The 24,474-nt window shown below is 41.5% G+C and carries 28 protein-coding genes; all 28 read left to right on the forward strand.

Going from position 1 to position 24,474, the window contains the following annotated elements:
- Window positions 1-10: 10 nt before the first annotated feature.
- The 28 genes from trmFO (at window position 11) to flhB (ending at window position 24,454) form a co-directional block, all read left to right on the forward strand.
- The gene (trmFO, locus tag I6751_RS04235; protein ID WP_196591819.1) at window positions 11-1,351 is read left to right on the forward strand and encodes a methylenetetrahydrofolate--tRNA-(uracil(54)-C(5))-methyltransferase (FADH(2)-oxidizing) TrmFO; all 1,341 of its coding nucleotides are present in this window, start codon (window positions 11-13) and stop codon (window positions 1,349-1,351) included.
- Window positions 1,344-1,877 (forward strand): ATP-dependent protease subunit HslV, encoded by a 534-nt coding sequence (gene hslV, locus I6751_RS04240; protein WP_182188451.1) that lies wholly within the window; start codon window positions 1,344-1,346, stop codon window positions 1,875-1,877. The genes trmFO and hslV overlap by 8 nt, the downstream gene beginning before the upstream one ends.
- 12 nt (window positions 1,878-1,889) lie before the next feature.
- On the forward strand, window positions 1,890-3,281 hold the full coding sequence (gene hslU, locus I6751_RS04245; RefSeq protein ID WP_196591820.1) for an ATP-dependent protease ATPase subunit HslU: 1,392 nt from the start codon (window positions 1,890-1,892) through the stop codon (window positions 3,279-3,281).
- A gap of 245 nt (window positions 3,282-3,526) precedes the next feature.
- A complete protein-coding gene (gene codY / locus I6751_RS04250) occupies window positions 3,527-4,303 on the forward strand; it encodes a GTP-sensing pleiotropic transcriptional regulator CodY (protein ID WP_182188453.1) in 777 nt (258 codons plus the stop codon).
- A 307-nt stretch (window positions 4,304-4,610) separates the two neighbouring features.
- Window positions 4,611-5,030 carry a flagellar basal body rod protein FlgB gene (gene flgB, locus I6751_RS04255; protein ID WP_196591821.1) on the forward strand — a complete coding sequence of 140 codons (420 nt, stop codon included), beginning with the start codon at window positions 4,611-4,613 and terminating at the stop codon, window positions 5,028-5,030.
- A gap of 15 nt (window positions 5,031-5,045) precedes the next feature.
- Entirely contained in the window at window positions 5,046-5,492 is a 447-nt protein-coding gene (gene flgC / locus I6751_RS04260) for a flagellar basal body rod protein FlgC (protein WP_196591822.1), read from the forward strand.
- Window positions 5,493-5,507: 15 nt separating this feature from the next.
- Window positions 5,508-5,819, forward strand: a complete 312-nt coding sequence (gene fliE, locus I6751_RS04265; protein ID WP_182188456.1) for a flagellar hook-basal body complex protein FliE — start codon at window positions 5,508-5,510, stop codon at window positions 5,817-5,819.
- Window positions 5,820-5,873: 54 nt separating this feature from the next.
- Window positions 5,874-7,460 carry a flagellar basal-body MS-ring/collar protein FliF gene (gene fliF, locus I6751_RS04270; protein WP_196591823.1) on the forward strand — a complete coding sequence of 529 codons (1,587 nt, stop codon included), beginning with the start codon at window positions 5,874-5,876 and terminating at the stop codon, window positions 7,458-7,460.
- Between the two features lie 23 nt (window positions 7,461-7,483).
- Window positions 7,484-8,500 (forward strand): flagellar motor switch protein FliG, encoded by a 1,017-nt coding sequence (fliG, locus tag I6751_RS04275; RefSeq protein ID WP_182188458.1) that lies wholly within the window; start codon window positions 7,484-7,486, stop codon window positions 8,498-8,500.
- Entirely contained in the window at window positions 8,493-9,398 is a 906-nt protein-coding gene (locus I6751_RS04280) for a FliH/SctL family protein (RefSeq protein WP_196591824.1), read from the forward strand. The genes fliG and I6751_RS04280 overlap by 8 nt, the downstream gene beginning before the upstream one ends.
- Complete coding sequence (gene fliI, locus I6751_RS04285) at window positions 9,379-10,713, forward strand: flagellar protein export ATPase FliI (protein WP_196591825.1); 1,335 nt, start codon at window positions 9,379-9,381, stop codon at window positions 10,711-10,713. Before I6751_RS04280 ends, fliI begins: the two co-directional genes overlap by 20 nt.
- Window positions 10,714-10,726: 13 nt before the next feature.
- Window positions 10,727-11,173 carry a flagellar export protein FliJ gene (locus I6751_RS04290; protein ID WP_196591826.1) on the forward strand — a complete coding sequence of 149 codons (447 nt, stop codon included), beginning with the start codon at window positions 10,727-10,729 and terminating at the stop codon, window positions 11,171-11,173.
- 16 nt (window positions 11,174-11,189) lie between these two features.
- Window positions 11,190-11,822, forward strand: a complete 633-nt coding sequence (locus I6751_RS04295) for a lytic transglycosylase domain-containing protein (protein ID WP_196591827.1) — start codon at window positions 11,190-11,192, stop codon at window positions 11,820-11,822.
- A gap of 81 nt (window positions 11,823-11,903) precedes the next feature.
- Window positions 11,904-12,602 carry a MotE family protein gene (locus I6751_RS04300; protein ID WP_196591828.1) on the forward strand — a complete coding sequence of 233 codons (699 nt, stop codon included), beginning with the start codon at window positions 11,904-11,906 and terminating at the stop codon, window positions 12,600-12,602.
- Between the two features lie 55 nt (window positions 12,603-12,657).
- Window positions 12,658-14,223: a flagellar hook-length control protein FliK gene (locus I6751_RS04305; protein ID WP_196591829.1), complete on the forward strand. Its 1,566-nt coding sequence runs from the start codon at window positions 12,658-12,660 to the stop codon at window positions 14,221-14,223.
- Window positions 14,224-14,239: 16 nt separating this feature from the next.
- Window positions 14,240-14,749: a flagellar hook assembly protein FlgD gene (locus tag I6751_RS04310; protein ID WP_196591830.1), complete on the forward strand. Its 510-nt coding sequence runs from the start codon at window positions 14,240-14,242 to the stop codon at window positions 14,747-14,749.
- 26 nt (window positions 14,750-14,775) lie between these two features.
- Window positions 14,776-15,159 (forward strand): TIGR02530 family flagellar biosynthesis protein, encoded by a 384-nt coding sequence (locus I6751_RS04315; RefSeq protein ID WP_196591831.1) that lies wholly within the window; start codon window positions 14,776-14,778, stop codon window positions 15,157-15,159.
- A gap of 76 nt (window positions 15,160-15,235) precedes the next feature.
- Complete coding sequence (locus tag I6751_RS04320; RefSeq protein WP_196591832.1) at window positions 15,236-17,317, forward strand: flagellar hook-basal body complex protein; 2,082 nt, start codon at window positions 15,236-15,238, stop codon at window positions 17,315-17,317.
- Between the two features lie 98 nt (window positions 17,318-17,415).
- Window positions 17,416-17,616, forward strand: coding sequence for a flagellar FlbD family protein (locus I6751_RS04325; protein ID WP_182188468.1), 201 nt, complete (start codon window positions 17,416-17,418; stop codon window positions 17,614-17,616).
- Window positions 17,617-17,694: 78 nt separating this feature from the next.
- The gene (locus tag I6751_RS04330; RefSeq protein ID WP_196591833.1) at window positions 17,695-18,207 is read left to right on the forward strand and encodes a flagellar basal body-associated FliL family protein; all 513 of its coding nucleotides are present in this window, start codon (window positions 17,695-17,697) and stop codon (window positions 18,205-18,207) included.
- Between the two features lie 80 nt (window positions 18,208-18,287).
- Window positions 18,288-19,298, forward strand: a complete 1,011-nt coding sequence (gene fliM / locus I6751_RS04335; RefSeq protein ID WP_196591834.1) for a flagellar motor switch protein FliM — start codon at window positions 18,288-18,290, stop codon at window positions 19,296-19,298.
- Entirely contained in the window at window positions 19,291-20,523 is a 1,233-nt protein-coding gene (gene fliY, locus I6751_RS04340) for a flagellar motor switch phosphatase FliY (RefSeq protein WP_196591835.1), read from the forward strand. The genes fliM and fliY overlap by 8 nt, the downstream gene beginning before the upstream one ends.
- Window positions 20,524-20,565: 42 nt before the next feature.
- The gene (locus tag I6751_RS04345; RefSeq protein ID WP_182188472.1) at window positions 20,566-20,928 is read left to right on the forward strand and encodes a response regulator; all 363 of its coding nucleotides are present in this window, start codon (window positions 20,566-20,568) and stop codon (window positions 20,926-20,928) included.
- Window positions 20,928-21,479, forward strand: a complete 552-nt coding sequence (locus tag I6751_RS04350) for a FliO/MopB family protein (protein ID WP_231037957.1) — start codon at window positions 20,928-20,930, stop codon at window positions 21,477-21,479. Before I6751_RS04345 ends, I6751_RS04350 begins: the two co-directional genes overlap by 1 nt.
- A 17-nt stretch (window positions 21,480-21,496) precedes the next feature.
- Complete coding sequence (fliP, locus tag I6751_RS04355; RefSeq protein ID WP_414153185.1) at window positions 21,497-22,252, forward strand: flagellar type III secretion system pore protein FliP; 756 nt, start codon at window positions 21,497-21,499, stop codon at window positions 22,250-22,252.
- An 8-nt stretch (window positions 22,253-22,260) separates the two neighbouring features.
- Window positions 22,261-22,530 carry a flagellar biosynthesis protein FliQ gene (gene fliQ / locus I6751_RS04360; RefSeq protein ID WP_182188474.1) on the forward strand — a complete coding sequence of 90 codons (270 nt, stop codon included), beginning with the start codon at window positions 22,261-22,263 and terminating at the stop codon, window positions 22,528-22,530.
- A gap of 54 nt (window positions 22,531-22,584) precedes the next feature.
- Entirely contained in the window at window positions 22,585-23,367 is a 783-nt protein-coding gene (gene fliR, locus I6751_RS04365) for a flagellar biosynthetic protein FliR (protein WP_196591836.1), read from the forward strand.
- Window positions 23,321-24,454, forward strand: coding sequence for a flagellar biosynthesis protein FlhB (flhB, locus tag I6751_RS04370; protein ID WP_196591837.1), 1,134 nt, complete (start codon window positions 23,321-23,323; stop codon window positions 24,452-24,454). The genes fliR and flhB overlap by 47 nt, the downstream gene beginning before the upstream one ends.
- Window positions 24,455-24,474 lie beyond the last annotated feature (20 nt).

Below are 24,474 nucleotides of genomic sequence, written 5' to 3' on the forward strand. Positions count from 1 at the left end.
CGATTCAGCTATGCAGCAAAAAAAGATAATTGTTATTGGAGCAGGATTAGCTGGCAGTGAAGCTGTATGGCAGATTGCCAAAAGAGGGTTAAAGGTAACTCTTTATGAGATGCGTCCGCAAAAATTTACACCGGCTCATAAAACTGCCGAATTTGCCGAATTGGTTTGCAGTAATTCACTGCGTGCTGCAGGACTTGAAAATGCGGTGGGGATATTGAAAGAAGAAATGCGGTGCATGGATTCACTGATAATGGCATCTGCCGACAGCAATTGTGTGCCGGCAGGGGGGGCACTGGCAGTTGACAGACATGGCTTTTCCCGCTATATAACGGAAAAAATAAAAGGACATCCTAATGTTGATATAATTAATACAGAAATTTCGACTATTCCCAGGGATGATGATACAATAGTAATTGTGGCTTCCGGTCCGCTGACGGCAGATGGATTGGCACAAGATACAGCCGGGTTGACAGGTGAAGATTATTTTTACTTTTATGATGCGGCGGCACCGTTGATAACCAGGGAATCAATCGATATGAAAAAAGCTTACCGGGCTTCACGTTATGGTAAGGGAACAGCTGATTATATTAATTGTCCAATGAACGAACAAGAATACAAAACTTTTTGGCAAGAATTGGTCAGTGCAGAAAAAACACCAATCAAAAAATTTGAAAAAGAGATTTTTTTTGAAGGATGTATGCCGGTCGAAGTGATGGCTGAGCGGGGAATCGATACTTTATTATTCGGACCTTTAAAACCGGTTGGACTGGAAAATCCTAAAACGGGGCAAAAACCTTATGCCGTTGTGCAGTTGCGGCAGGATAACAGTGCCGACAGTTTGTATAACATGGTGGGGTTTCAAACACATCTTAAATGGCCGGAGCAAAAAAAAGTATTTTCACTGATACCCGGCTTGCAAAATGCTGAATTTGCCAGATACGGCGTTATGCACAGAAATACTTTCATAAACTCACCGGTGGTATTGCAGGAAACTTTGCAGATGAAGAAGTGCGGCAATATTTTGTTTGCCGGACAGATGACCGGAGTTGAAGGTTATGTTGAGTCGGCTTCATCAGGATTGATCGCCGGAATAAATGCGGTTTTTTTAGCAACGAACCGCTCCCCTGTGATTTTTCCTGAAGAAACAGCTCACGGGGCACTTTGCAAATATATAACAACGGCACCGGCGAAACATTTTCAGCCGATGAATATTAATTTTGGCCTTATGCCGCATCTTTCTGAAAAAATTCGCGATAAAAAAGTAAAAAAACAAATGATAGCTCAGCGGGCATTAAGCAGCATGAATACGTTCAAACAGACTATTTGTGATAGGAGTGAAATAAATGTTTAAAGCTACAACTATTGTGGCAGTACGTAAAAATGGAACTGTAGCCATTGCCGGTGACGGACAGGTCACTTTTGGGCAAAATACGATAATGAAAGGAAATGCACGTAAAGTACGACGCATTTATCATGATAAAGTATTAGCCGGTTTTGCAGGGTCAGTGGCTGATGCGTTTACTCTATTTGAAAAATTTGAAGCCAAACTGGAAGAATATAATGGCAGTCTGACACGTGCTGCTGTAGAGTTAGCTAAGGAATGGCGCACCGATCGGGTGCTTAGAAAACTGGAAGCGTTATTATTGGTGGCTGACAAAGATACAATGCTGCTTTTATCGGGTAATGGTGAGGTTATTGAACCGGATGGCGCTGTTGCTGCTATTGGTTCAGGTGGATTTTATGCTTTGTCAGCAGCCCGGGCGATGCTGGAACACACGGAAATGCCGGCAGCGCAAATTGTCAGGGAAGCGTTATCTATAGCTGCAGATATTTGTGTATATACAAATCATAATATAATAGTTGAAGAATTAAAGTAGGGGGATTTTATCTTGAGTGAGCAAACACCTCGTCAGATAGTAGATGAACTGGATAAATATATAGTCGGACAAAATAATGCCAAACGTGCTGTAGCCGTTGCCCTGCGCAACAGATGGCGGGCACACCGCCTGCCGGCAGTGATGAAGGATGAAGTTATACCTAAGAATATTTTGATGATTGGGGCTACCGGTGTCGGTAAAACAGAGATAGCCCGCCGGCTGGCAAAATTGGTTAACGCACCTTTTATTAAAGTGGAAGCTACTAAGTTTACTGAAGTCGGCTATGTTGGCAGAGACGTTGAATCAATGGTACGTGACTTGGTTGAAGTGGCTGTCAGAATGGTTAAGCAAAGAGAAATGGCAGCAGTCGTTGATAAGGCTAAAAAGATGGCTGAGGAACGAATTTTGGATTTATTGGTACCCAATCAGCAGAAAGTTAATTCTGTTAACCCTATCGGGGCTATATTTACAGCCGATAATGAAAGTGAAGCAAGCCAGACAACAAAGGAAGAAAAACCTAAGTATGGAGCAGGCCGCGAATTTTGTCGCAAACGCTTGCTGGCCGGTGAACTGGAAAAAAATTTAGTCGAAATAGACACGGAAGATACCCGTACGCCGATGATTGGCATGCTGGCTGGTGCAGGGATGGAAGATATAACCAATAATCTGCAGGATATGCTGGGCAGCATGTTTCCGAAAAAACGCAAAAAAACTAAAGTGACCATTCAAACTGCACGTAAAATATTCGAGCAGGAAGAAGCACAAAAACTTGTTGATATGGAGGAAGTGGCTAAAGAAGGCGTGAAAAACGCTGAAAATGACGGTATAATATTCCTCGACGAAATAGATAAGATTGCTGTAAAGGGTGCGGCGGCCGGGCCTGATGTTTCACGCGAAGGGGTACAAAGAGACATTTTACCAATAGTGGAAGGTTCAACTGTGGTTACTAAATACGGTCCGGTAAAAACAGAACATGTTTTATTTATAGCTGCCGGCGCTTTTCATATGGCAAAACCGTCTGACCTGATTCCTGAGCTGCAGGGCAGGTTTCCTATAAGAGTAGAACTAACTTCTTTGACACACGAAGACTTTAAAAGAATATTGACCGAACCGGCCAATGCATTGATAAAACAATATGCAGCTTTGCTGAAAACTGAGGGTATTGATATTCATTTTACTGATGAGGCCATTGATCATTTAGCTAAAATTGCCTGTGATGTTAATGCTCAGACAGAAAATATCGGAGCACGCCGGCTGCATACAATTATGGAAAAGCTGTTGGAAGATCTTTCTTTTGACGCACCCGAAATGGTTGCTGGAACAGTGAATATAGATAAAGCTTATATTGATGACAAACTGGGTAATATAATTGCAAATCGTGATTTGAGCAGATTTATTTTGTGATTTACGATGGGAGAATTTAAATTTCAGATGAAATTTATATATTTTATCTGAAATTTAAATTATTTTTTCTGTATTATATTAAATTCACCTAAAGTTCCTAAAACCAGATGGATATTGAATGATGAATTATGTATAATTTAGTTGAAAAATATATTAATTTATAAAATTGAAAAAAAACTGTATTTTTATAGTCATATATGCTACAATAAAAAAGTAATACAATTACGAAAGAAAGGGATTTAATAATGCCAACACTATTAGAAAAAACAAGAAAAATCAATCGTTTATTGCAAAAATCAGATAATGTAGAATATGATGGTATTTCGTGCGTTTTAAGTAATGTCCTTAATGCAAACGTATATATAGTTTCTACAACTGGAAAAATTTATGGTTATGCTTTTATAGATGACTTTGAATGTGATATTATGCTTGATAAAGTAGTAAGTCAGGGTCAATTTCCTAAACACTATGTAAATTGGCTGTTAAAAATGGATGAAACATCAGCAAATATTAAGTCCAAAAGCGGCATGTGTGCATTCACGGAAAAAACAAAATGTCTGTTTGATGGGAAAAATACCACTATTGTTCCGATATACGGTATTGGAGAACGCAAAGGAACATTGATCATTGCAAAGTTTGACGATGAGTTTACTGACGATGACCTGTTATTGGCAGAATATGGTGCTACGGTGGTGGGAATGGAGATAATCCATGATCACACGGAAAAGATGGAAGAGGACATGAGAAAGCAGGCCACAGTAAAAATTGCCTTGTCAACATTGTCATTTTCCGAACAAGAGGCTGCTGTCAATATTTTAGGTGAGCTGAACGGCATGGAGGGACTGCTGGTAGCTTCGAAAATTGCCGATCGTGTGGGAATAACTCGCTCAGTGATAGTCAACGCGCTACGCAAATTTGAATCGGCTGGTTTGATCGAGTCGAAGTCACTGGGAATGAAGGGAACATACATACGGGTATTGAACGAACATTTGCTCGATGAGGTTCAGAAGCTGAAAAGATGAGCGTTTAGCGCTCTACACTAATTTTTATAAGTCTAAAGTTTCGGTATAATATATATTGAAATTTTAGACTTATTTTATATATAATATAAAGTAAAGTTAATTACATAAGTTTTCCGGATTGTATATACGGTTTACCGTAAAACAAACCAGGTATTATTGATGTAAAAATGAAATTGATTGTTAAAAAATAAAAGGATAATTTTTATATATAGAGAAATTATAATAATTGTATATAATTATATAAGACTTTGATTGGATTTTGATATTACAATTAAAAGAATTATTTTTATAAAAGAGGGACATTATAATGTTTGATAATGTAGTTAATACACCGGCAATCAATGTTTTAGAGATGGCAATGCAGGCGGCTGATATGCGGCAGCAGGTCATCAGTAACAATATAGCTAATGTAAACACGCCAAATTTTAAGAGAAAGGAACTTGTTTTTGAAAGTATACTGGCAAAGGAACTTTACCCGAAGCAGGACAGTGGTAATTTACAATTGGCTGTGACTAATCCCGGACATATATCGAATGATGACAGTACTGCAGGTTTTACCGGACCGGTCATAAGAAATGATACATCTACTACAATGCGTACTGACGGTAATAATGTTGATCCGGATATTGAAATGGCTGCTTTGGCAAAAAATACGCTGTATTATGATGCTTTGGCACGAGAAATGAATATGAATGTGACTAATCTTAATAATGTAATTAAGGGATAATAGGGAGGAATGGGCTTGAGTATGTTTGGCTCTATTGATACATCGGCGTCGGGAATGACGGCAGAACGTCTGCGTATGGATGTAATCAGCAATAATATTGCAAATGTAAATACGACAAGAACCGCAGAAGGAACGGCATATCGCCGTAAATATGTTGTTTTTGAGCCGCGCAGTGATGCCGGTCAAAATTCTTTTGATAATGTTTTTAGCAGTGAACTTGATGGAGACGCAGGAAATGGCGTACGCGCAGTGAAAATACAAGAAGACGATACTCCGTTTAAACTGAAGTACGATCCGGGTAATCCTGACGCTAACGCGCAAGGTTATGTACAGATGCCTAATGTCAATATCGTTGCAGAAATGACAGACATGATAACTGCTTCACGGGCCTATGAAGCCAATGTTACAGCGATTAATTCAGCTAAAAGCATGGCTATGAAAACACTGGATATTGGAAAATAAATGAGGTGATTCGTAATGGATGTTGGAATGCTGCAGATGACACCGGTGAAAGCTGTTGGTCAGATTGCCAATGTACAAGAAAAGACTTCTGATGAATTAAAAGCGCAAAAACCCTTTAGTGAATTTTTAGTTGATTCTTTAAAAGAAACTAATGAATTGCAGAAAAATGCGGAAAAGATGGATTTGGATTTGGCTGCCGGAAAAGTAAACGATATATCACAGGTAGTTATGGCCTCGGAAAAAGCTCAGATCGCGCTTAATTTAACAATGAGCATTCGCAATAAAGCTGTTGAAGCATATCAGGAAATAATGCGGATGCAGGTATGATGATTTACTACTAAATATCGTTTAAAATGATCAATTGGTGAAGGGATTGAGATAATGGCAGGCTGGAAGGAACGATATCTGCAATTTTGGCAAAAGATGACTAAACGGCAAAAATACATTCTGGCCGGTATCGGAGCGCTTCTGATTTTTGCTGTAATAGGCATCAGCGTCCTATATGCCAGTAAACCTGATATGCAGCCTTTGTTTACTAATATGGAGACGAAAGATGCCGGTGAAGTTGCAGCAAAACTCAAAGAATCAAAAGTAGACTACAAAGTAGAGGAAAATAAAAAGGGAACTACTATCTTGGTCCCGGCTAAAGACGTTCATAAGCTGCGCTTGGATTTAGCAGCACAGGGCTTGCCGCGTGGTACTAAAGGTTTTGAAATATTTGATGACAGTAAATTAGGTGTCACGGATTTTCAAAATAAGATTAATTATTTGCAGGCATTGCAGGGCGAACTGACCAGAACAATTGAGCAGATTGACGCCGTTGAAAGTGCCAGAGTACATATAGTTCTTCCTGAAGACAGCTTATATAAGAAAAACGAAAAACCCGCCACAGCTTCAATATTACTGAAACTGAAACCGGATAAAGAACTGAATAAAAAAGAGATAAAGGGAATCGTAAATTTAACAGCACACAGTGTACAGGGACTTCAGGCAGAAAACGTCACAATTATCGACAGTGACGGGAAAATTTTAAACGATCCCGACAGTCAGGACGATGACAATAAAAATAATCTTGGCAATGTGACACTCACTCAGATTAAAATGACACAAAAGGTCCGTCAGCAGATGCAGGCAGAAGTGCAAACGCTGCTGGATAATGCCTTAGGAGAAGGAAATGCGTTTGCCCGGCTCAATGTGGAATTAGATTTTGACCAAAAACAGACCGATAAACAGACTTTTTCACCGGTCGTCGATGATGCAGGAATATTACGCAGTTCACAAGAATCACAAGAATCATATAACGGGACCTCAACTACACCGGGTGGACCGGCTGGTATTACTTCAAATACGCCGGGATATGTGGCTGCGAACAACACCAATGCCCAGTATTCCAAACAGCAGGCAACTAAAAATTACGAGATCAATGAAGAAAACCAGAAAACTATTGCAGCTCCAGGTACGATAAAACGGCTTAATATAGCTGTTTTAGTAAGTGATAAAATGAGCCGTCAGCAACAAGATGCTATAGCGAGAGCTGTTGCATCAGCTGCAGGAGTGGACCCTGATCGGGGAGACACTGTTTCTGTTGAACCGGTTCCGTTCAGTACAGAAATTTCTGACCGGAAAGCCCGTGAGGAACAGGCAGCCCGTGATGCGGCAAACAGAATGCTTTTATTAGAGATTGCAGCTGTTGTCATACCGTTGCTTTTGCTGGGGTTGGCTTATTATTTATACAGACGGAAAAAACGTCTCGAAGAACAGGCGGCAGAGGAAGAAATGCAGCGTCAGGCAGATATGGAAGGGCAGCGTTTGGCGGCACAACAGACAGATGCGGTACCGGCTGAGAAAGAAGAAATTTCAGAAGAAGAACAGACTCATATGACTGAAAAGCAAACTGTCGAAAAACTGATAGATGATAATCCGGAACAAGTAGCAGAATTGATTAGGACATGGCTTGCTGAAGAGTAAAATACAATAGTAGGTGGAAAAAGATGTATGAACCCAGTGTACACGAATTGACAGGACAACAAAAAGCGGCCGTTTTGCTGATCGCATTAGGACCGGAATATTCGGCTAAGCTATTTAAACATCTCAATGATGATGATATTGAAAAACTGACATTAGAAATAGCCAGTCAGCAGCAAGTGACACAGGAACAAAAACAGGAAGTTATCAGTGAATTTTACCAGATAGCAATGGCAAAATCATACATTTCGCATGGCGGCCTTGACTATGCGCAGAAAATCCTGGAAAAAGCACTTGGCTCTGATAAGGCAGCAACTATCATTAATCGTTTAACAGCCAGCCTGCAGGTTCGGCCATTTGATTTTCTGCGCAAAACGGACCCGTCGCAATTGCTTAATTTTATACAAAATGAACATCCACAAACCATTGCAATGATTTTGGCTTATCTGAATCCCGATCAGGCAGCCAGTGTACTTTCGGCACTGCCGGCGGAAAGTCAGGCAGATGTTGCCCAGCGTGTCGCTGTCATGGACAGAACTTCACCTGATGTGCTGCGTGAGGTAGAACGTGTTCTGGAGAAAAAGCTTTCGTCAATGTCTTCCCAAGACTTTACAGCCGCCGGCGGTATTCATGTTGTCGTGGAAATGCTTAACCGTGTTGATCGTGGAACAGAACGGACGATACTGGATAATCTGGAAGTTGAAAATCCGGAACTCACTGAAGAAATTAAACGACTTATGTTTGTCTTTGAGGATATTGTCATGCTTGATGACAGATCATTGCAAATGGTGCTGCGTGAAGTCGATTCCAAGGACTTGTCATTAGCGATGAAGGGAACCTCTGATGAAGTGGCAGCCAAAATATATAAAAACATGTCCAAGCGTGCCGCTACTACCCTTAAGGAAGAACTTGAGTATATGGGTCCCGTACGTATACGTGATGTTGAAGAATCACAACAGAAAGTTGTTAATATAATCAGGAAGCTTGAAGAAAAGGGTGACATAGTTGTGTCACGCGGAAAGGGCGATGAAATGATTGTATAAGGTTATTAAATCTGCTGTAATGAAAACTGAACCGTATGTAGTCAAAACATCTGAATTGATTGCGGCGGCATCACCGGACAATAATGTCGTTGATGTAAATGACAAATCTGCCATCACTGAAAAACCTGATATTACAGATAATGTACAGACAGATATTGACAAATTGCGACAAAAGAAAATAACGCTGCAGACTGAATTAAAGCGGCTCACTGATGCTATAGCTGATAAGCAGACGAGTTTAGCTGATTTGCAAAAAAAAGCTGATTTAATAGTAAAAAACGCACAGGAAAAAAGTGATTCTATATTACAAAAAGCAGAAGCTGATTGTACTGAAAAATTGCAGGCTGCCGATAATGAAGTTGAAAAAATAAAACAAACGGCCCGACAATCAGGACATGATGAGGGATATCAAAAGGGGCTGGATGATTCTAAAGTGCAGGCGCAGCAGACGGTAAAAACGGCTGATGATAAAGCAATAAGGGTTGTAAGCAACGCTGAACAGCAGGTTCAGGAGTACTTTGGAACTGTAGAAAATGATTTGGTTGATTTGGTAATGGAAGTAGCCGGGAAGATTATTCCGCAGCAATTCACTGATATGCCACAGCTTATTTTGCCGATTGTGCAAAGTGCATTGGCTAAAGTGAAAAATCAAACAACAATAGAGATACGTGTATCGGCTAATTCTTATGAATTTGCATCAGCAGCGAAATCAGAGCTGCAAAATGTGCTCAGCGGCAACGTTCGGCTCAGTATCAAAACAGATGAAAGTTTGTCAGATGGGGACTGCTGGATAGAAACACCCGATGGGAGTATCGATGCCAGGCTTCTGTCACAGCTGAATGAAATCAAGAAATCTTTAAAGGAAGTTTTAGGCAAACATGAAACTGGCAATAGATGAATTTAGGAAGGCTATACATGATTGTGATCCGATAAAGATGACAGGGAAAGTCACGCAGGTAATAGGTCTTGTTATTGAATCCATCGGACCTAATGTCAGTATGGGAGAACTATGCTATGTGTGTTCAAGGTTTTCCCGGACAAAGCCAATTCCGGCTGAGGTAGTCGGTTTTCGCGGCGGACATATATTATTGATGCCTATAGGGGAAATGCAGGGAATTGGTCCTGGCTGCGAAGTGCTGGCCGCACAAAAGACTCTTAAGGCAAAGGTTGGCAATGAACTGCTGGGGCGCATATTGAACGGACTGGGGGTTCCTATTGATAATAAAGGACCACTGTCGCCGGATATGGAAGAATATCCGCTGCAGGCAGCCCCCCCGCCGCCTTTATCACGGCCGAGAATACATGATTCCCTATATGTTGGAGTACGGGCTATCGACGGATTGATTACGATTGGTTCCGGACAGCGTATCGGTATAATGGCCGGCAGCGGCGTCGGTAAATCAACACTGCTGAGTATGATTGCACGCAATACCGAAGCAGATATAAATGTCATAGCCCTGATCGGTGAACGAGGCAGAGAGGTTCGCGAATTCATTGAACGGGATCTTGGCGAGGACGGACTGAAAAAATCCATTGTAGTGGTGGCAACATCAGATCAACCGGCACTTGTGAGAATAAAAGGTGCAATGACTGCAACGGCAATTGCCGAATATTTTCGCAATCAGGGCAACAAAGTCGTTTTGATGATGGATTCTGTTACACGTTTTGCAATGGCACAGCGTGAAGTAGGGCTGACAGTCGGAGAACCACCGGCAACACGCGGTTATACACCATCGGTATTTGCACTTTTACCGCGGCTTTTAGAACGGGCCGGTACAAGCGCCGAAGGCAGCATTACCGGTATATACACCGTTTTAGTGGATGGAGATGATATGAATGAACCGATTGCTGACGCTGTCCGCAGTATTTTAGACGGACATATTGTATTATCCCGCAAAATTGCAGCGCAAAATCATTTTCCGGCCATTGATGTATTGGGCAGTGTCAGCCGTGTAATGATCGATGTAGTATCCAAGGAACATTTTAAAGCAGGCCAGCTGTTGCGTTCTTATCTTGCCACTTATAATGATGCAGCTGATCTTATACATATCGGAGCATATGTCAATGGCTCTGACCCTAATATAGATATGGCAATAGAAAAAATCGATGCGATAAATAAATTTCTTTGTCAGGATATTTTTGAGGTAACCGGCTATGATGAAACAGTTGCCCGCCTGATAAAAATAATAACTGCCAATAATCAGAAAAAGTGATGAGGAAGCTGCCGTGAAAAAATTTGTATTTCAGCTGGAGACTTTTTTAAAAATTTCTATTATCGAAAGAGAAAAAACTGAAGTAGCGCTTGCAGCAGCTGTTCAAAACCTGATCAGACAAAAGTCTGTCCAACAGCTTTTGCAGCAGGAACTGGCTGACAACCTGCAGGAATATAATACATTGTTAAAAGGAAAGACAGTCAATGTTGGTATAATGCAGATATATAACAATTTTTTTACTTGGAAACGCAGCCAGATAGATCTCCAGATCACGGCTGTCCATCAGGCTGACAAGAAAAAACAAGACTGTTTCCGGGCTTTGCTAAGGCAGCAAAAACGCGTAAAGAGTCTGGAGCAGCTTCGTCAGAAACGATTTGATGAATATAAATATGAAATGCTTGCCGAAGAGCAAAAACAAATAGATGAAATAGGTCTGCAGGTTCATATGCGCAGGGCTTGAAGGGGGAAAGATTTTTATGCAGATAGACAATATCTCTGCAGTGGGGAGCAATGATAATTTATTATCAGACATGAATAAAGTACAGCAGCGGATAACGCAGATCGAAGACAGATTCAACATCAAACATTTTGCGCCGCAGAATGTCGTCGATTTTCAGCAGACACTTACCAAACAGTTGAAAAATGAAACTGATGGAAATGAAAATGCCGGTGTAAAAAAAAGCGGCAAGTCGGCAAACACAATAGATGCCGCAAGTACACAGGGAAGCCCGGCACCTCAGCAAATAGCTGATTTGATACGAAAATCAGCAGCCAAGTATGGTATAGATGCCAAATTATTGTCTGCGGTGGCTGAAGCCGAATCCAATTATCATCCCGATGCCGTTTCTTCTGCAGGCGCAGTCGGTGTCATGCAGCTTATGCCCGATACGGCAGCAGGGCTAGGCGTTACCGATCCTTATGATGCGCAGCAGAATATCGACGGCGGGGCGAAATATCTTAAGGAACTGCTCAATGATTTTGGCGGCAATGTCCGTGATGCCGTAGCTGCTTATAATGCCGGACCGCAGGCTGTAAAAGAATACAACGGCGTACCGCCATATAGTGAGACACAAAATTATGTCAACCATGTTTTAGATCTGTACCAATAAAAAATATCTTGCTAACTTACGAAATAGATTGCAATTATTTTTATTATAGTATATTATTTTTTCAGCAAGGCGGGTGAGTCGATGGCAGGGAATTCAGCAAACTTAACTGCCGGACGATTGGCAAAAGATGCAGCAGCAAAAGATGCTGTTCAGCAAGAAAATACACCGGAAAGTAAACCCCATAAGACTAAAAAGGCTTTGAAACGGTTTTTGATAGTACTTTTGATCGTTATAATATTATTGGGGGGATTCTTACTCGGTATATACCTGCGGGTTCTGAATACCGATAAACTGAATGACTCGCTGCATCTTTATGATTGGCCGATAATTGGCAAGAGTTTCGTAAAACCGACCGGTGAATCGTCCGGACAGACCGGCAAAAAGGAAAAAGTAGATGTTGCCGGCAATGATAATCCATCTGGTGCCGAACCGGCAAATGCTCAACTGCAGTCAGGACAGCAGTCAAAGCCGGTGGTCCTGACTAAAAAACAGCTGGAACAGCAAAAAAAAGCGCGTGAAGCGGCAATAAACAGTAAAATAGGTAAAGTAGCCCATATATATGAGCAGATGGATCCTGTAAAAGCTGCTAATATCCTTAATACTTTGAGCAGCAATGTAACAGCATCTGTTTTACAGAAAATGGATCCGGCTCGTTCGGCCAAGATACTGGAAAATATGGATTCCAATCAGGCAGCGCAGATAACCCAGGACATTTATAACGGCGTTGCCCCGCCGACCGGAACTCAAATTGACAGTGCAGTGAACGCCGCACAGCAGTAAACGATTTTCATTATCATTAATATATGATACAATTAATGCGAAAGGAGGTGATAATATGGTAACAACGACAGCAGACTTATTTGTTAAATCACCTGCCGTTTCTGAATCAGGCAGCAGTCAAAAAACTGCCGTGTCGACACAAGACAGTAATAAATCAACTGGATTCAGCAGTGTCTTGGATAGTTCTTCGGCTAAAGCGGATAATAATACTGCATCTGTTGGTAAAAATACAGTTCCGATTGTCAGTAAAGCCACATCGGGCGGCAGCAAAAAGACGGTTGTGTCTGCCAATACGACCGATAGCAGGAAAACTGCCGGTGACAAGGGGAAAGATGAAAGTACGACAACTACTGATAAGCAGGGAAAATTAAATATAGCAAATGTACTTGATATAAATGTCCTGGCGACGCTTCTGGCGCAGACCGAAACTAAAAATACTGCCGCGACAGGAAACCTCGATCAGCTGACTGCAGCGGTACTATGGAAAAAAACCAGCAACACAGCTGCAACAACTGCAGCTGTAATACCGGCTGAAACCGGGCAGACGGCAGCAGTGCCCAATAAGGGACAGATTACTGATTTTCCGACTAGTGTGCTGGAAAATAAACAAACTGTTGTATCGGCGGCAAATCAAGAGACTGTCATGCAGGCTCCTGTGACTAAACAGCAGCAGGCGGCAGCTGGCAATTCGCAGCAAAAAACCGGCAGCATTTTGACACTACAGGATTTAACAGCATTATTAAAAAGCATGCCTGAGGCTGATTCATCCAAAACAGCTGGACAGACAGCAACAGCGGCAACAGCAGCAAATGTTTTAACAAAAACTTCGACAGTCAATGCACTGCCCGTTGAGCAGGCAATGCAAAATCTGCCTGCGGCAGATAAAAATCAGGTAAATGGCAAGGATGAAAAGAACAGCACCCCGGTGACAATCAATGTTATTGATCTGACCAATAATCAGGCAGTAAGAACGGATGATTCTTCATTGGAAAACCATGCCAACCAGAACAGTCTGACACAGGGAAATTTGACAGGCAGTTCAGATGATAAAACCGGTAAAATGACGGATGCCACTACTAATACAGCTGCTTTGAATTTTGCCTTGCCGGTGAAGGACAATATAGCTGATACAGCAGCTGCACAGCCCAAGGCTGCCCAGCAAAATCAGCAGGCTTACGATATTGCCGGCCAGATAGTAAAAAATGCCCAGCTGATCAAGGCCAACGACAATTCACAGATGGTTATCAATCTGCAGCCGGAGCATCTGGGAGAATTATCCCTCAAAATCACCGTGCAGGCGGACGGTGTCGTTAACGCGTCTTTTCACAGTGATAATGCACAGGTACGCAATATCATCCAGGCCTCTGTGGTACAGCTGCGGCAGGATCTGCAGGAGCAGGGTATTAAAGTTGATAATATCAATGTCTACAGCGGTCTCAGTGACTTGATGTCAAACGGACAGAATGGTTCCGGCCAATTCGCCCAAAATAACAAAAAATCGGCTTACCGGATAAACCAGCTGACAGATGCTGCCGGTCAGATGGAAGACTTTGATACAATAACAAGTGTTATAGGACAGAATTCCTCACAGGAAAGTGAAGGAATCGATTATAAAATTTGAACAGGAGTGGATTAATATGGCGACAAGTGCTATTACACCGACAACGGCTTCATCGACAGGTACAACAGCAGCTAAGAGTACAGGAACCGACTCTAATACGCTGGCTAATGAAGATACTTTTATGCAGCTTTTAGTGGCTCAGATGAAAAATCAGGATCCGTTGAATCCTATGGATGGGACACAATATGTTTCACAGCTTTCACAGCTCACTTCGACCGAACAGATTTCCAAGATGGCAACGGCAATGAATACGATGTCTACCGTAGTTGACAACTTGAATACTTCGGTATTGGTAGGACAGCTAAGTTCGATGATGGGAAAAAATGTTACATGGGTCACCAATAAGACAATCACTGCTGCCGATGGTACTACATCCACCCAGAAAGTACAGCATTCCGGCGTGGTCCAGGGCGTTACAATAAGTGATGGAACACCTTCACTGGTTGTCAAAGAAGGCAGCGGAGTTACTACTGTAAGCGTCAGCGATCTGACACTCATTGGCAATACAGGCTTGGAAAATTCTTAAACAGCGCGGCGGGGAGGTAAATATATATGGCAAATCCACAAATATATTTGCAGCCATTTATGCCGGTAAACAATCAAAACAATGTATCAGTTCATGCTGCTAATAATAACAAAAAGTCTGTGCAAAGCTTTGCGGACGTATTAAAAGACACTACACAAGAGGTCAGTTTTTCCCAGCATGCACTCAAACGGATGAAAGAAAGAAATATAACATTGACTGACGCGGCAAGGGAAAAGCTAAATGATACGGTAAGCAAAATGGCACAAAAAGGGGCGCGGGAAGCGCTTATATACTTAAAAAATACAGCTTTTGTTGTAAGTGTGGCAAATAAAACTGTAATTACCGCCATGGATGGTGAAAATGCAAAGGATAACATATTTACTAATATTGATAGTGCAGCTATTTTATAAAACCGGACCTTCGGGAAGTTTTGGCTGTTGAATGACAGAGACAGCCTGCTGCACAACAGAAGGAGCTTGATTAATTATGATGAGATCTTTGTTTACGGCCGTTTCCGGTCTAAAGAACCACCAGACCAGAATGGACGTAATCGGCAATAATATTGCCAATGTAAATACCACCGGCTATAAATCAAGCCGGGTGACTTTCGCTGATACCCTTAGCCAGACCTTATCCGGGGCGTCTTCATCCAACGGCAATGTCGGCGGGGTAGATGCCAAACAGGTTGGTCTGGGAATGTCGGTATCGTCCATAGATACCAACTTCACACACGGCAGTGCCTCATCCACCGGCAACAATACGGATATGGCAATCGACACTGATAATGGGCTTTTTGTGGTAAAAGACGGTGACAACACTTACTACACCCGTAATGGTAACTTTACCCTCGACGATGACGGCAGCCTGGTAATGAACGGCAGCGGCCTTCACTTGCAGGGCTGGAACGCGACCGACGGCAGCGTGAATCCCAGCGGCGACACGCAGAACCTCAAGATCAACATGAATTCGACAATGCAGCCAAAGCCGACTTCAACGGTCGCTTCAAGCGGTAATTTATCGGCTGATGATAAATCAGAAACAATAAAAAATATAAAACTGACACTGGCGGATGGCACAACAGTATCAGTACCGTCCACTGACACCAGCACGGCATATCATATAGGCGACACTGTAGATAAGAATAAGGTGGTTTTAATAAATGCGACCTTGGCGGATGGTTCTACTGTTCCCTTGACATCAGGAGGTCCCTTTAAGGCAGGTGGTTATCCGCCTTCAAACCAATTTGGTAATGTTAGTGGAATTGATCTTACCTTTGCGGATGGCAGCACTGCTACTGGAGTATCTGGCTTCACTTATAAAACAGGATATTCACCTATTATAAATAAAATAACGTTAAAATTTTCGGATAATTCTACTGTCGACGAATCAAGTGGTAGTTATAAAGTGGGAGATACTGTTGGTGGAAAAACGATATTAAGTATGACTGCTACTGATGGTACAACAACGTTTACTATACCAAGTAGCAGTACATCAACTTATACAGTGGGCATCGCATATCCTAGTACTGTGTCAACTATGGCTGTCACGTATTACAATTCTGGTAATTCTGGGGCAACCACAAAGACGTCTGCATTGACAACATCACAGATAGATTCGTCTGGTTATACTATAGGTAATCCATATCAAAGCAAAATAACGGGAATAATTCCGACCACATTAGGCGGGACTACGGCGCCCACGGCTGATACGGATCCGGCTCATTTATATACTATCGATAGCAGTGATTATCCATATGGTACTCCGGATAATAGTACTATAAGCGGTATGACCTTGACTTTGTCTGATGGCACTAATAGCACAACAAGCTCAGGTGTATATGGCAGCAGCTATACCTTGGGCGGGAGCACTTACCCAAGCTATGCGACCACGGCAACAGTATATGACAGTCTGGGTGCCGCACATTCTGTTCCGGTTTCATTCCAGCGTACATCAGGCACCGGCGATACCTGGCTGGCCAGTGTGGCTCCGGGTACCTATGGCACTTTGACGATTCCTTCCGGGGTGACCCAGACGCTGACCTTTGACGGCAGTACAGGAAAGCTGACATCAGGCGGTTCAATGACTGTCGGCATGACTGTGCCATATCCTAACGGTGCTACACAGAACCAGCAGATATCAATCGATTTCAGCAATCTGACACAATACTCCGGTGAAAATAATGCCAGTGCCACCGGCGACGGCTATGCTGCCGGTTTTTACAAGGACATGTCGATAGGCCAGGACGGTGTCATAACGATAAGCTATACCAATGGACAAAAGCAGACTGGCGGACAGATCGCCATTGCCTCTTTCAATAATCCGGCAGGCTTGGAAAAAGAAGGCGGCAGCCTTTATTCACAGTCAAATAACTCCGGTACAGCCCGTGTAGGTACGTTTACGGCCCAGGGCGTGACAGTTACACCTGGGGCATTGGAAATGTCCAATGTCGATATTTCCAATGAGTTCAGTGATATGATCGTCACCCAGCGTGGCTTCCAGGCCAATTCCAAAATTATCACAGTATCCGATGAGATGCTTCAGACTCTTATCAATATGAAACAGTCTTGATTTTTATGAAGGGACAGGGGAGAACGATTCTCCCCTTGCCTTTTATTTTTCGATGTTTTAATATAATGCTTATACATCAATTATAATTGGAGAACGTTATGATAAAATTAACAAAATTTAATTCTGAGTCAAATAAAAAAGGAGAATTCGTTCTCAATGCGGAAATAATTGAAACTATAGAACAAACTCCTGATACGGTCATCACCTTGTTGAACGGCAAAAAAATAATTGTCGATGAAAAAATGGATGAAGTAGTACGGCGGGTAATGCTTTATCGCCGTGCGTTACATAAGTATTAATGGAAAATAATACAGTGTTTTTTACAAAATGATACTGTATAATATAAAAAGAACTGCATACAAGGAAGGTGTGGTAACATGGCGAAAGAGGAAGTCGTTAACGATAATAATGGTGAAGACAGCGGCCAGAAAAAAGGAAAACCGACGGTCATGATCATTGTGATAGTTTTGCTGGGATTGGTTCTGGCCGGCGGGATATCATATTTTGTGACGACTAAAGTAGTCAGCAGGACAAACGTTGCATCGCCAATTAAAAAGGAACCAGGGGTATTTGTAAAAGTCGGTGATCCGAAAGACGGCACTGTTATAGTTAATGTCGGCGGTGTTAAATCCGGCCGTTACTTGAAAATTGGCATTGTACTGGAGATGAATCCGGCTGATGAAGTTAATTTCAAGGATAAGAAGTTGACAGATAACGCTCAAGCTAAAGTGCTCGATGCAGTGATGGGAACATTGCGCGGTCAAAGCATGGATCAATTTGAAGCTGCCAATGAAGCTAAACTAAAGGATGCAATCAAGGAACAGGTCAATTCTGCCATAGGTGACGGCAGCGTCTATAATGTTTATATAACCAGCTTTGTCCTGCAGTAATTGCCCCAAATATGGCTTACAGCTAATGAGGATATCTTTTCTTATTTAGTTAATATCACAATAGCAAAGGAGGATGGCGATTGCCTGAAGAAGTCTTATCACAAGCTGAAATTGATAAATTATTGTCGGCTATTTCAACCGGAGTTGTTTCTGCCGATGAGGTAAAAGCTGAAAAACAGAAAAAAATAAAAGTATATGATTTCAAGCGGCCGGATAAATTTTCCAAGGATCAGATCAGGACATTGTTTATGCTGCATGAAAATTTTGCCCGCCTTTTAAATACATATCTATCCACTAATTTGCGTGTATTAGCTAATGTTGAAGTTGCCTCTGTCGACCAATTGACTTACGAAGAATTTATTCGTTCATTACCTAATCCCAGTGTCATAAGTATATTGTCCCTTTCTTCACTGAAGGGAAATATAATTTTTGAAATGGATACCAATATCGTATTTGCTATCATTGACCGTTTGTTTGGCGGTATGGGTGATGAGGGTAAAATGAAATCCAGGACATTGACCGATATAGAAGAAACTGTCATGCGGAAAATGATGGGCAAAATGATGGAAAATCTCCAGGAAGCCTGGTCCAATGTAGAAAATTTCAATGTAAATATTGAAAGCATGGAATCAAATCCGCAATTTACCCAAATTGTACCGTCCGGTGATATGGTGGTTATCATAACACTTCAGATCAAAATAGGTGATGTAGAGGGAATGATAAATATTTGTATCCCCTATATCGTGATTGAACCAATTATTCCGAAATTGACCACTACTTTCTGGGTCGCTTCGGCGTCGACGCGTCAGGAACATCCTGAGGAAGTTGATGCACTTAAGCGTAAGCTGCGCAGGGCTGTAGTGCCTGTCAGTGTCCAGCTGGGGAAGGTAAGTCTTACAGTAAATGAATTTTTAAACCTGGGTATGGGTGATATTTTACGATTGGATACTAAAATTGATGGTGAATTACTTTGTATAATCGGTGAAAAACCTAAGTTTTACTGTCGGCCTGGTGTTATGGGGAAAAATTCCGCAGTTCAAATTACAAAAATGATAGAACAAGAAGAGGAGGAGGAGAAAAAGGATGGCTGATGGTATGCTTTCACAAGAGGAAATAGATGCTTTAACTAAGGGCATCACTCCTGACGCTCCACAAACAAGTACTCCAAATACGACAAATACAGATACAGCGGTTGACGCTGCGAATAGCGAAACGACTCCAAATGCAGCAGCTCCCCTTACTGAAATTGAAAAAGACACGCTGGGGGAAATCGGCAACATTTCTATGGGAAGTGCAGCCACAACGTTATCATTGCTGCTGGGACATAAGGTGTCAATTACCACACCGAATGTTACCATGGATACGATGGCGGATATCAAGACACATTATCCTATACCGTATCTCATCGTGGGAGTCAGTTATACGACTGGCATTATCGGCAATAATATTTTAGCTATTCAGGCTCGTGATGCGGCAGTTATTGCTGATTTGATGATGGGTGGCAATGGTACAAATGTAAGTGATGAATTGGATGAAATACGTCAAAGCGCTGTGAGTGAAGCAATGAACCAGATGATGGGTTCTGTGTCTACGTCATTGTCACAGGTATTTGATAAAAAGATTGATATTTCACCTCCTAAAGTTCATATAGTCGACATGGCAACAGCCGATGAGGTAACAGATTTTTGGACGCAGACAGAACCCGTTATAAGGATTTCCTTTAAGATGGAAGTAGAGGGAATAATCGATAGTGAAATAATGCAGATACTGCCTGTTGATGTTTCCCGTGAATTGGTGAGGGGATTGACTGAATCAGCTAAAAAGAGCGCTGAGCAGTCAACACTTCCACAACCGGAGCCGGCAGTACAGCCGGAAAGTACTCCGGCACCGGCAGCTGCAGCCGTTTCCCCGTCGCCTTCAAGCACGCCGGCGCAGCAGACTGCACCAACTTATCAGGTACATACGCAGCCAGGTAATTCACAAAATATCGTATCTAATGTTCCGGTTCAACCGGCACAATTTACACCGCTCACTGTTGGTCCACCGGCAGCGGTAAATAATGCCAACATTGGTTTGCTTTTGAATGTGCCGTTGGATATTACTGTAGAACTTGGTTCAGCAAAAAAGAGCATTAAGGACATACTGGATTTATCGAGCGGTTCAATAATTGAGCTGGATAAGTTAGCCGGTGAACCTGTTGACGTATTGGTCAACGGTAAGTTATTGGCTAAGGGTGAAGTAGTTGTTATTGATGAAAATTTTGGTGTTCGTATAACTGATATAGCAAGTCCTTTGGAAGTAACCAGAAGTTTATAATATTAAAAATTTATATTTAATAACAATGAAGGAGAATACAAGATGGCAACAAAAGTTTTGATAGTTGATGATGCGGCGTTTATGCGCATGATGGTCAAGGATATTTTGTCAAAAAATGGTTATGAGATAGTGGGTGAAGCAGAAAATGGTGCCGTCGCTTTGACAAAATATCAGGAATTAAAACCTGATTTGGTGACAATGGACATTACTATGCCTGAGATGGATGGAATTACCGCAGTAAAGGAAATAAAAAAGAGTGATCCAAATGCCAAAATTATTATGTGCAGTGCTATGGGGCAGCAGGCAATGGTAATTGAAGCTATTCAGGCAGGGGCACGGGATTTTATTGTAAAACCGTTCCAACCTGAAAGGGTTTTGGAAGCTGTTCGCAAAACTATGGGCTGATGAATAAATACAAATGCATTGCATTTTCTGCGGCCATATCTTTTTTCTTTTTATTCGTCCCCATGGTTTCGATATTTGCCGCCGGTGATTCTTCATCAGGCGGCTATTTATCTCAATATCAAAATGTCGATCCGCATCCGACAAGTGCTTCATGGATATCTACATTTGCCTATTTATTGAGCCTGATCGTTATTTTTGCGTTTGTCATTGGATTGGCTTATTATGTATCGCATTACTTAGGCGGACATTTTGGTAAAAATCTTAAACAGAGCAGTAAGGGTGTATTATTGGCCCATTTTCCCTTGGGAGCTAATCGCGCTGTATGTGTTTTGGAGATAGCCGGCCATATTATGATCTTAGGTGTGACTGATCATAATATAACTCTTTTAAAAGAAATAACGGATATAAAGGAAATAGAAAAGTTGCATTTATCTGATTCTGTTGAGATGAATGAAAAAAACCCATTAGATATTTTTGATAGTCAGATCAGCTCACTGGATGGAATTTCCAAAAAAATAGCCGGCATATTCAAAAATAAATATCGTAAGTAGAGAAAGGTTATTATGAATTGAGAGGGTATCTTAAAACAGGCATATTATTATTGGGACTTGCAGCTATCCCAGCCTATACGGCAGCAGCCACACCACTGCCGTCGGCTAATATCAGTCTGGGTGTGGGTGCATCCAATAGTCCTCAGGACGTAGCGGTCACACTGCAGATAATGGCGGCGCTGACTATTTTATCAATAGCACCGGCAATTTTGATTATGACTACTGCATTTATTCGTATCGTTGTTGTATTATCTTTTTTACGCAATGCTCTTTCCATTCAAAATGCACCGCCCAGTCAGGTAATTATCGGGTTGTCGCTGTTTTTGACATTTTACATAATGGCTCCATATTGGGGACAGGCTAATCAAAATGGGCTGCAGCCTTATTTAAATGGGCAGATTTCACAAAATGAGGCTTTGGAAAATGTAGCGGCACCGATCCGGGAATTCATGTTTAAACAGACGCGTGAGGCAGATATAGCATTATTTGTAAATTTGTCGCAGGAAAAACGCCCTGATACACAAGATGATGTTTCAACCTTTACATTGATCCCGGCTTTTATTATCAGTGAGCTTAAAACAGCTTTTCAGATAGGATTTATGATTTACATACCGTTTATTGTAATTGATATGATAGTTGCCAGTACATTGATGTCCATGGGGATGATGATGCTGCCGCCGACAATGATTTCACTTCCATTTAAAGTGCTTTTGTTTGTCATGGTAGATGGCTGGCATTTGTTGGTAAATTCTTTAATTGTAAGTTTTAAATAGGTGATATTATGTCAGGAGATACAATAATTAATTTGAGTCAGAATGCCTTACTGATGGTTTTGGTGATTTCCGCTCCAATGCTTGGTTTGGGATTGATTGTCGGACTATTGGTAAGTATTTTCCAGGCTACTACGTCCATTCAGGAACAAACACTGGCTTTTATACCAAAAATAATCGCCGTATTTATTTCTATACTTATTTTTGGACCGTGGATGCTGACGATGATGGTAGATTATATGGCCCGTATTTTTATTAATTTACCGAATTATATTGGGTAAACGATCAATACTAGGAAAGGAAAAGCTGCATATACTCAGGCAGTAGTCCTGCTCTTGGATTTATTTGATTTATTGCAAAACAATATTGGGGTTTATTTATTGGTACTGACAAGAATAAGTGGTATTTTTTTGATTTCGCCCTTTTTTGGCAGTATGAACATACCGGTAAAAATAAGAGCGGGTACAGCTTTTTTTATAAGTCTGGTGGTTTTTCCAATAGTTGATTTGCAGCAGCTGCCGGCTGTTCCCGGTCAATTGGGACAATATGTCATGTTAGTGATCAGTGAGCTGCTGATTGGCTGGTTAATCGGCTTTGTCGGTTATGTTTTATTTTCGGCAATTAATGTCAGCGGGCAGTTGATTGATATGCAGATTGGCTTTGCTACAGTGAATTTAATGGATCCTACTTCGGGACAGCAAGTTCCGCTGATAGGAAGTTTTTTATATAATTTGTGTATTTTAATTTTCCTGGCGACCAATGGACATTACATTGTTCTTTCCGCGTTAACAGAAAGTTTTGCGGTAATTCCGCCGATGACAGCTCACTTTAGCGGTAATATTGCGATGTTTATTGTTGATATGGTCGGCAATGTATTCACTACCGGACTGAAGATAGCACTGCCGGTTTTATTTGCTATATTATTGACTAATGTCGGGCTGGGAGTCCTTGCCAGGACAATGCCGCAGATGAATATATTTGTTGTCGGCATTCCAGCGCAGATTGTTGTGGGTGTATTTGTTATCGGCATGATGCTGCCTTTTTATGCTGTATTTTTAGGTGTGATTTTTAATGAGCTTTACAGCAGTATCACGACAATGCTGCACATTATATATTGATGAAACTCGGTTACCTGATTTTGATCTGCAATTGTTTGCCGAGGAAAAAACTGAAGATCCGACAGCCAAACGCTTATCTGATGCCCATAAAAAAGGCCAGGTGGCAAAAAGCCAGGATTTGTCGGCGGCTATTGTAATATTGGTGGGTTTTTTTACGTTATGGAACTGTGGCGAATATATTTACAATTCTATTACACAGTTTATGGCACTGATCTTTACCAATCTGACACTTTCTCTGGACGCTGAAAGTGTAACGCATTTATTTCTTGAAACGATGATTATTCTGGGTAAGACGATTTTGCCGGTAATGGGGGCAATTTTATTAGCCGGACTGGCGCTTAATTATTATCAGGTCGGGTTCGTTTTCAGCATGGAGCCGCTATCTTTTGATCTTAATCGCTTGAACCCGGTAACCGGGTTGGGACGGATTTTTTCCAAGCGCGCAATTATGGAATTATTTAAGTCTATTGCCAAAATATTGGTTGTGGGATATTTTGTTTATTTATATATAGTTGATCAGGTTATCCAGATGCCAAAGCTTATTTTTATGGATCTGCGGATGGCATTGGTGACGATTACCGATATTATTTTCAAATTGGCTTTTGAAATATGCGCGGTGCTGCTAATAATCGGCTTAATAGATTTTATGTATCAAAAATGGCAGCATAAGCAGGAATTAAAAATGAGCAAGCAGGATATTAAGGATGAGTTTAAACAAAGTGAAGGGGATCCTCAGATAAAGGGGAAAATAAAACAAAAGCAAAAGCAAATATCCCTGCAGCGTATGATGCATGAAGTTCCCAAAGCCGATGTCATTATAACTAATCCTACACATTTTGCAATAGCCTTGAAATACGAAAAAGGCATGACTGCTCCGGTTATAATTGCTAAAGGACAGGATCTGGTTGCCCAAAGGATAAAGCAGATTGCTCGTGAGGCAAATGTCGTTATAGTAGAAAATAAACCATTGGCCCGAACGCTGTATCTTTCTGCCGAAATTGGTGATGTTGTTCCACCGGAATTGTACAAGGCTGTTGCTGAAGTATTGGCATATGTATATAGATTGAAAAAGAAAAAATTAGCATAATATTTTATTTTAAAGCATAG

It is taken from the genome of Pectinatus frisingensis (assembly GCF_015732285.1).
Lineage (GTDB): Bacteria > Bacillota > Negativicutes > Selenomonadales > Selenomonadaceae > Pectinatus > Pectinatus frisingensis.

What these genes read in the sequence shown, in the direction of transcription:
- fliQ (WP_182188474.1), top strand. Translation starts at nt 22,261, where the DNA reads ATGTCAGGAGATACAATAATTAATTTGAGTCAGAATGCCTTACTGATG.
- I6751_RS04350 (WP_231037957.1), top strand. Translation starts at nt 20,928, where the DNA reads ATGAATAAATACAAATGCATTGCATTTTCTGCGGCCATATCTTTTTTC.
- flhB (WP_196591837.1), top strand. Translation starts at nt 23,321, where the DNA reads ATGAGCTTTACAGCAGTATCACGACAATGCTGCACATTATATATTGAT.
- I6751_RS04325 (WP_182188468.1), top strand. Translation starts at nt 17,416, where the DNA reads ATGATAAAATTAACAAAATTTAATTCTGAGTCAAATAAAAAAGGAGAA.
- fliI (WP_196591825.1), top strand. Translation starts at nt 9,379, where the DNA reads ATGAAACTGGCAATAGATGAATTTAGGAAGGCTATACATGATTGTGAT.
- I6751_RS04330 (WP_196591833.1), top strand. Translation starts at nt 17,695, where the DNA reads ATGGCGAAAGAGGAAGTCGTTAACGATAATAATGGTGAAGACAGCGGC.
- I6751_RS04295 (WP_196591827.1), top strand. Translation starts at nt 11,190, where the DNA reads ATGCAGATAGACAATATCTCTGCAGTGGGGAGCAATGATAATTTATTA.
- codY (WP_182188453.1), top strand. Translation starts at nt 3,527, where the DNA reads ATGCCAACACTATTAGAAAAAACAAGAAAAATCAATCGTTTATTGCAA.
- I6751_RS04300 (WP_196591828.1), top strand. Translation starts at nt 11,904, where the DNA reads ATGGCAGGGAATTCAGCAAACTTAACTGCCGGACGATTGGCAAAAGAT.
- flgB (WP_196591821.1), top strand. Translation starts at nt 4,611, where the DNA reads ATGTTTGATAATGTAGTTAATACACCGGCAATCAATGTTTTAGAGATG.
- I6751_RS04305 (WP_196591829.1), top strand. Translation starts at nt 12,658, where the DNA reads ATGGTAACAACGACAGCAGACTTATTTGTTAAATCACCTGCCGTTTCT.
- hslV (WP_182188451.1), top strand. Translation starts at nt 1,344, where the DNA reads ATGTTTAAAGCTACAACTATTGTGGCAGTACGTAAAAATGGAACTGTA.
- I6751_RS04320 (WP_196591832.1), top strand. Translation starts at nt 15,236, where the DNA reads ATGATGAGATCTTTGTTTACGGCCGTTTCCGGTCTAAAGAACCACCAG.
- fliG (WP_182188458.1), top strand. Translation starts at nt 7,484, where the DNA reads ATGTATGAACCCAGTGTACACGAATTGACAGGACAACAAAAAGCGGCC.
- trmFO (WP_196591819.1), top strand. Translation starts at nt 11, where the DNA reads ATGCAGCAAAAAAAGATAATTGTTATTGGAGCAGGATTAGCTGGCAGT.
- fliF (WP_196591823.1), top strand. Translation starts at nt 5,874, where the DNA reads ATGGCAGGCTGGAAGGAACGATATCTGCAATTTTGGCAAAAGATGACT.
- fliY (WP_196591835.1), top strand. Translation starts at nt 19,291, where the DNA reads ATGGCTGATGGTATGCTTTCACAAGAGGAAATAGATGCTTTAACTAAG.
- I6751_RS04315 (WP_196591831.1), top strand. Translation starts at nt 14,776, where the DNA reads ATGGCAAATCCACAAATATATTTGCAGCCATTTATGCCGGTAAACAAT.
- I6751_RS04345 (WP_182188472.1), top strand. Translation starts at nt 20,566, where the DNA reads ATGGCAACAAAAGTTTTGATAGTTGATGATGCGGCGTTTATGCGCATG.
- I6751_RS04310 (WP_196591830.1), top strand. Translation starts at nt 14,240, where the DNA reads ATGGCGACAAGTGCTATTACACCGACAACGGCTTCATCGACAGGTACA.
- fliE (WP_182188456.1), top strand. Translation starts at nt 5,508, where the DNA reads ATGGATGTTGGAATGCTGCAGATGACACCGGTGAAAGCTGTTGGTCAG.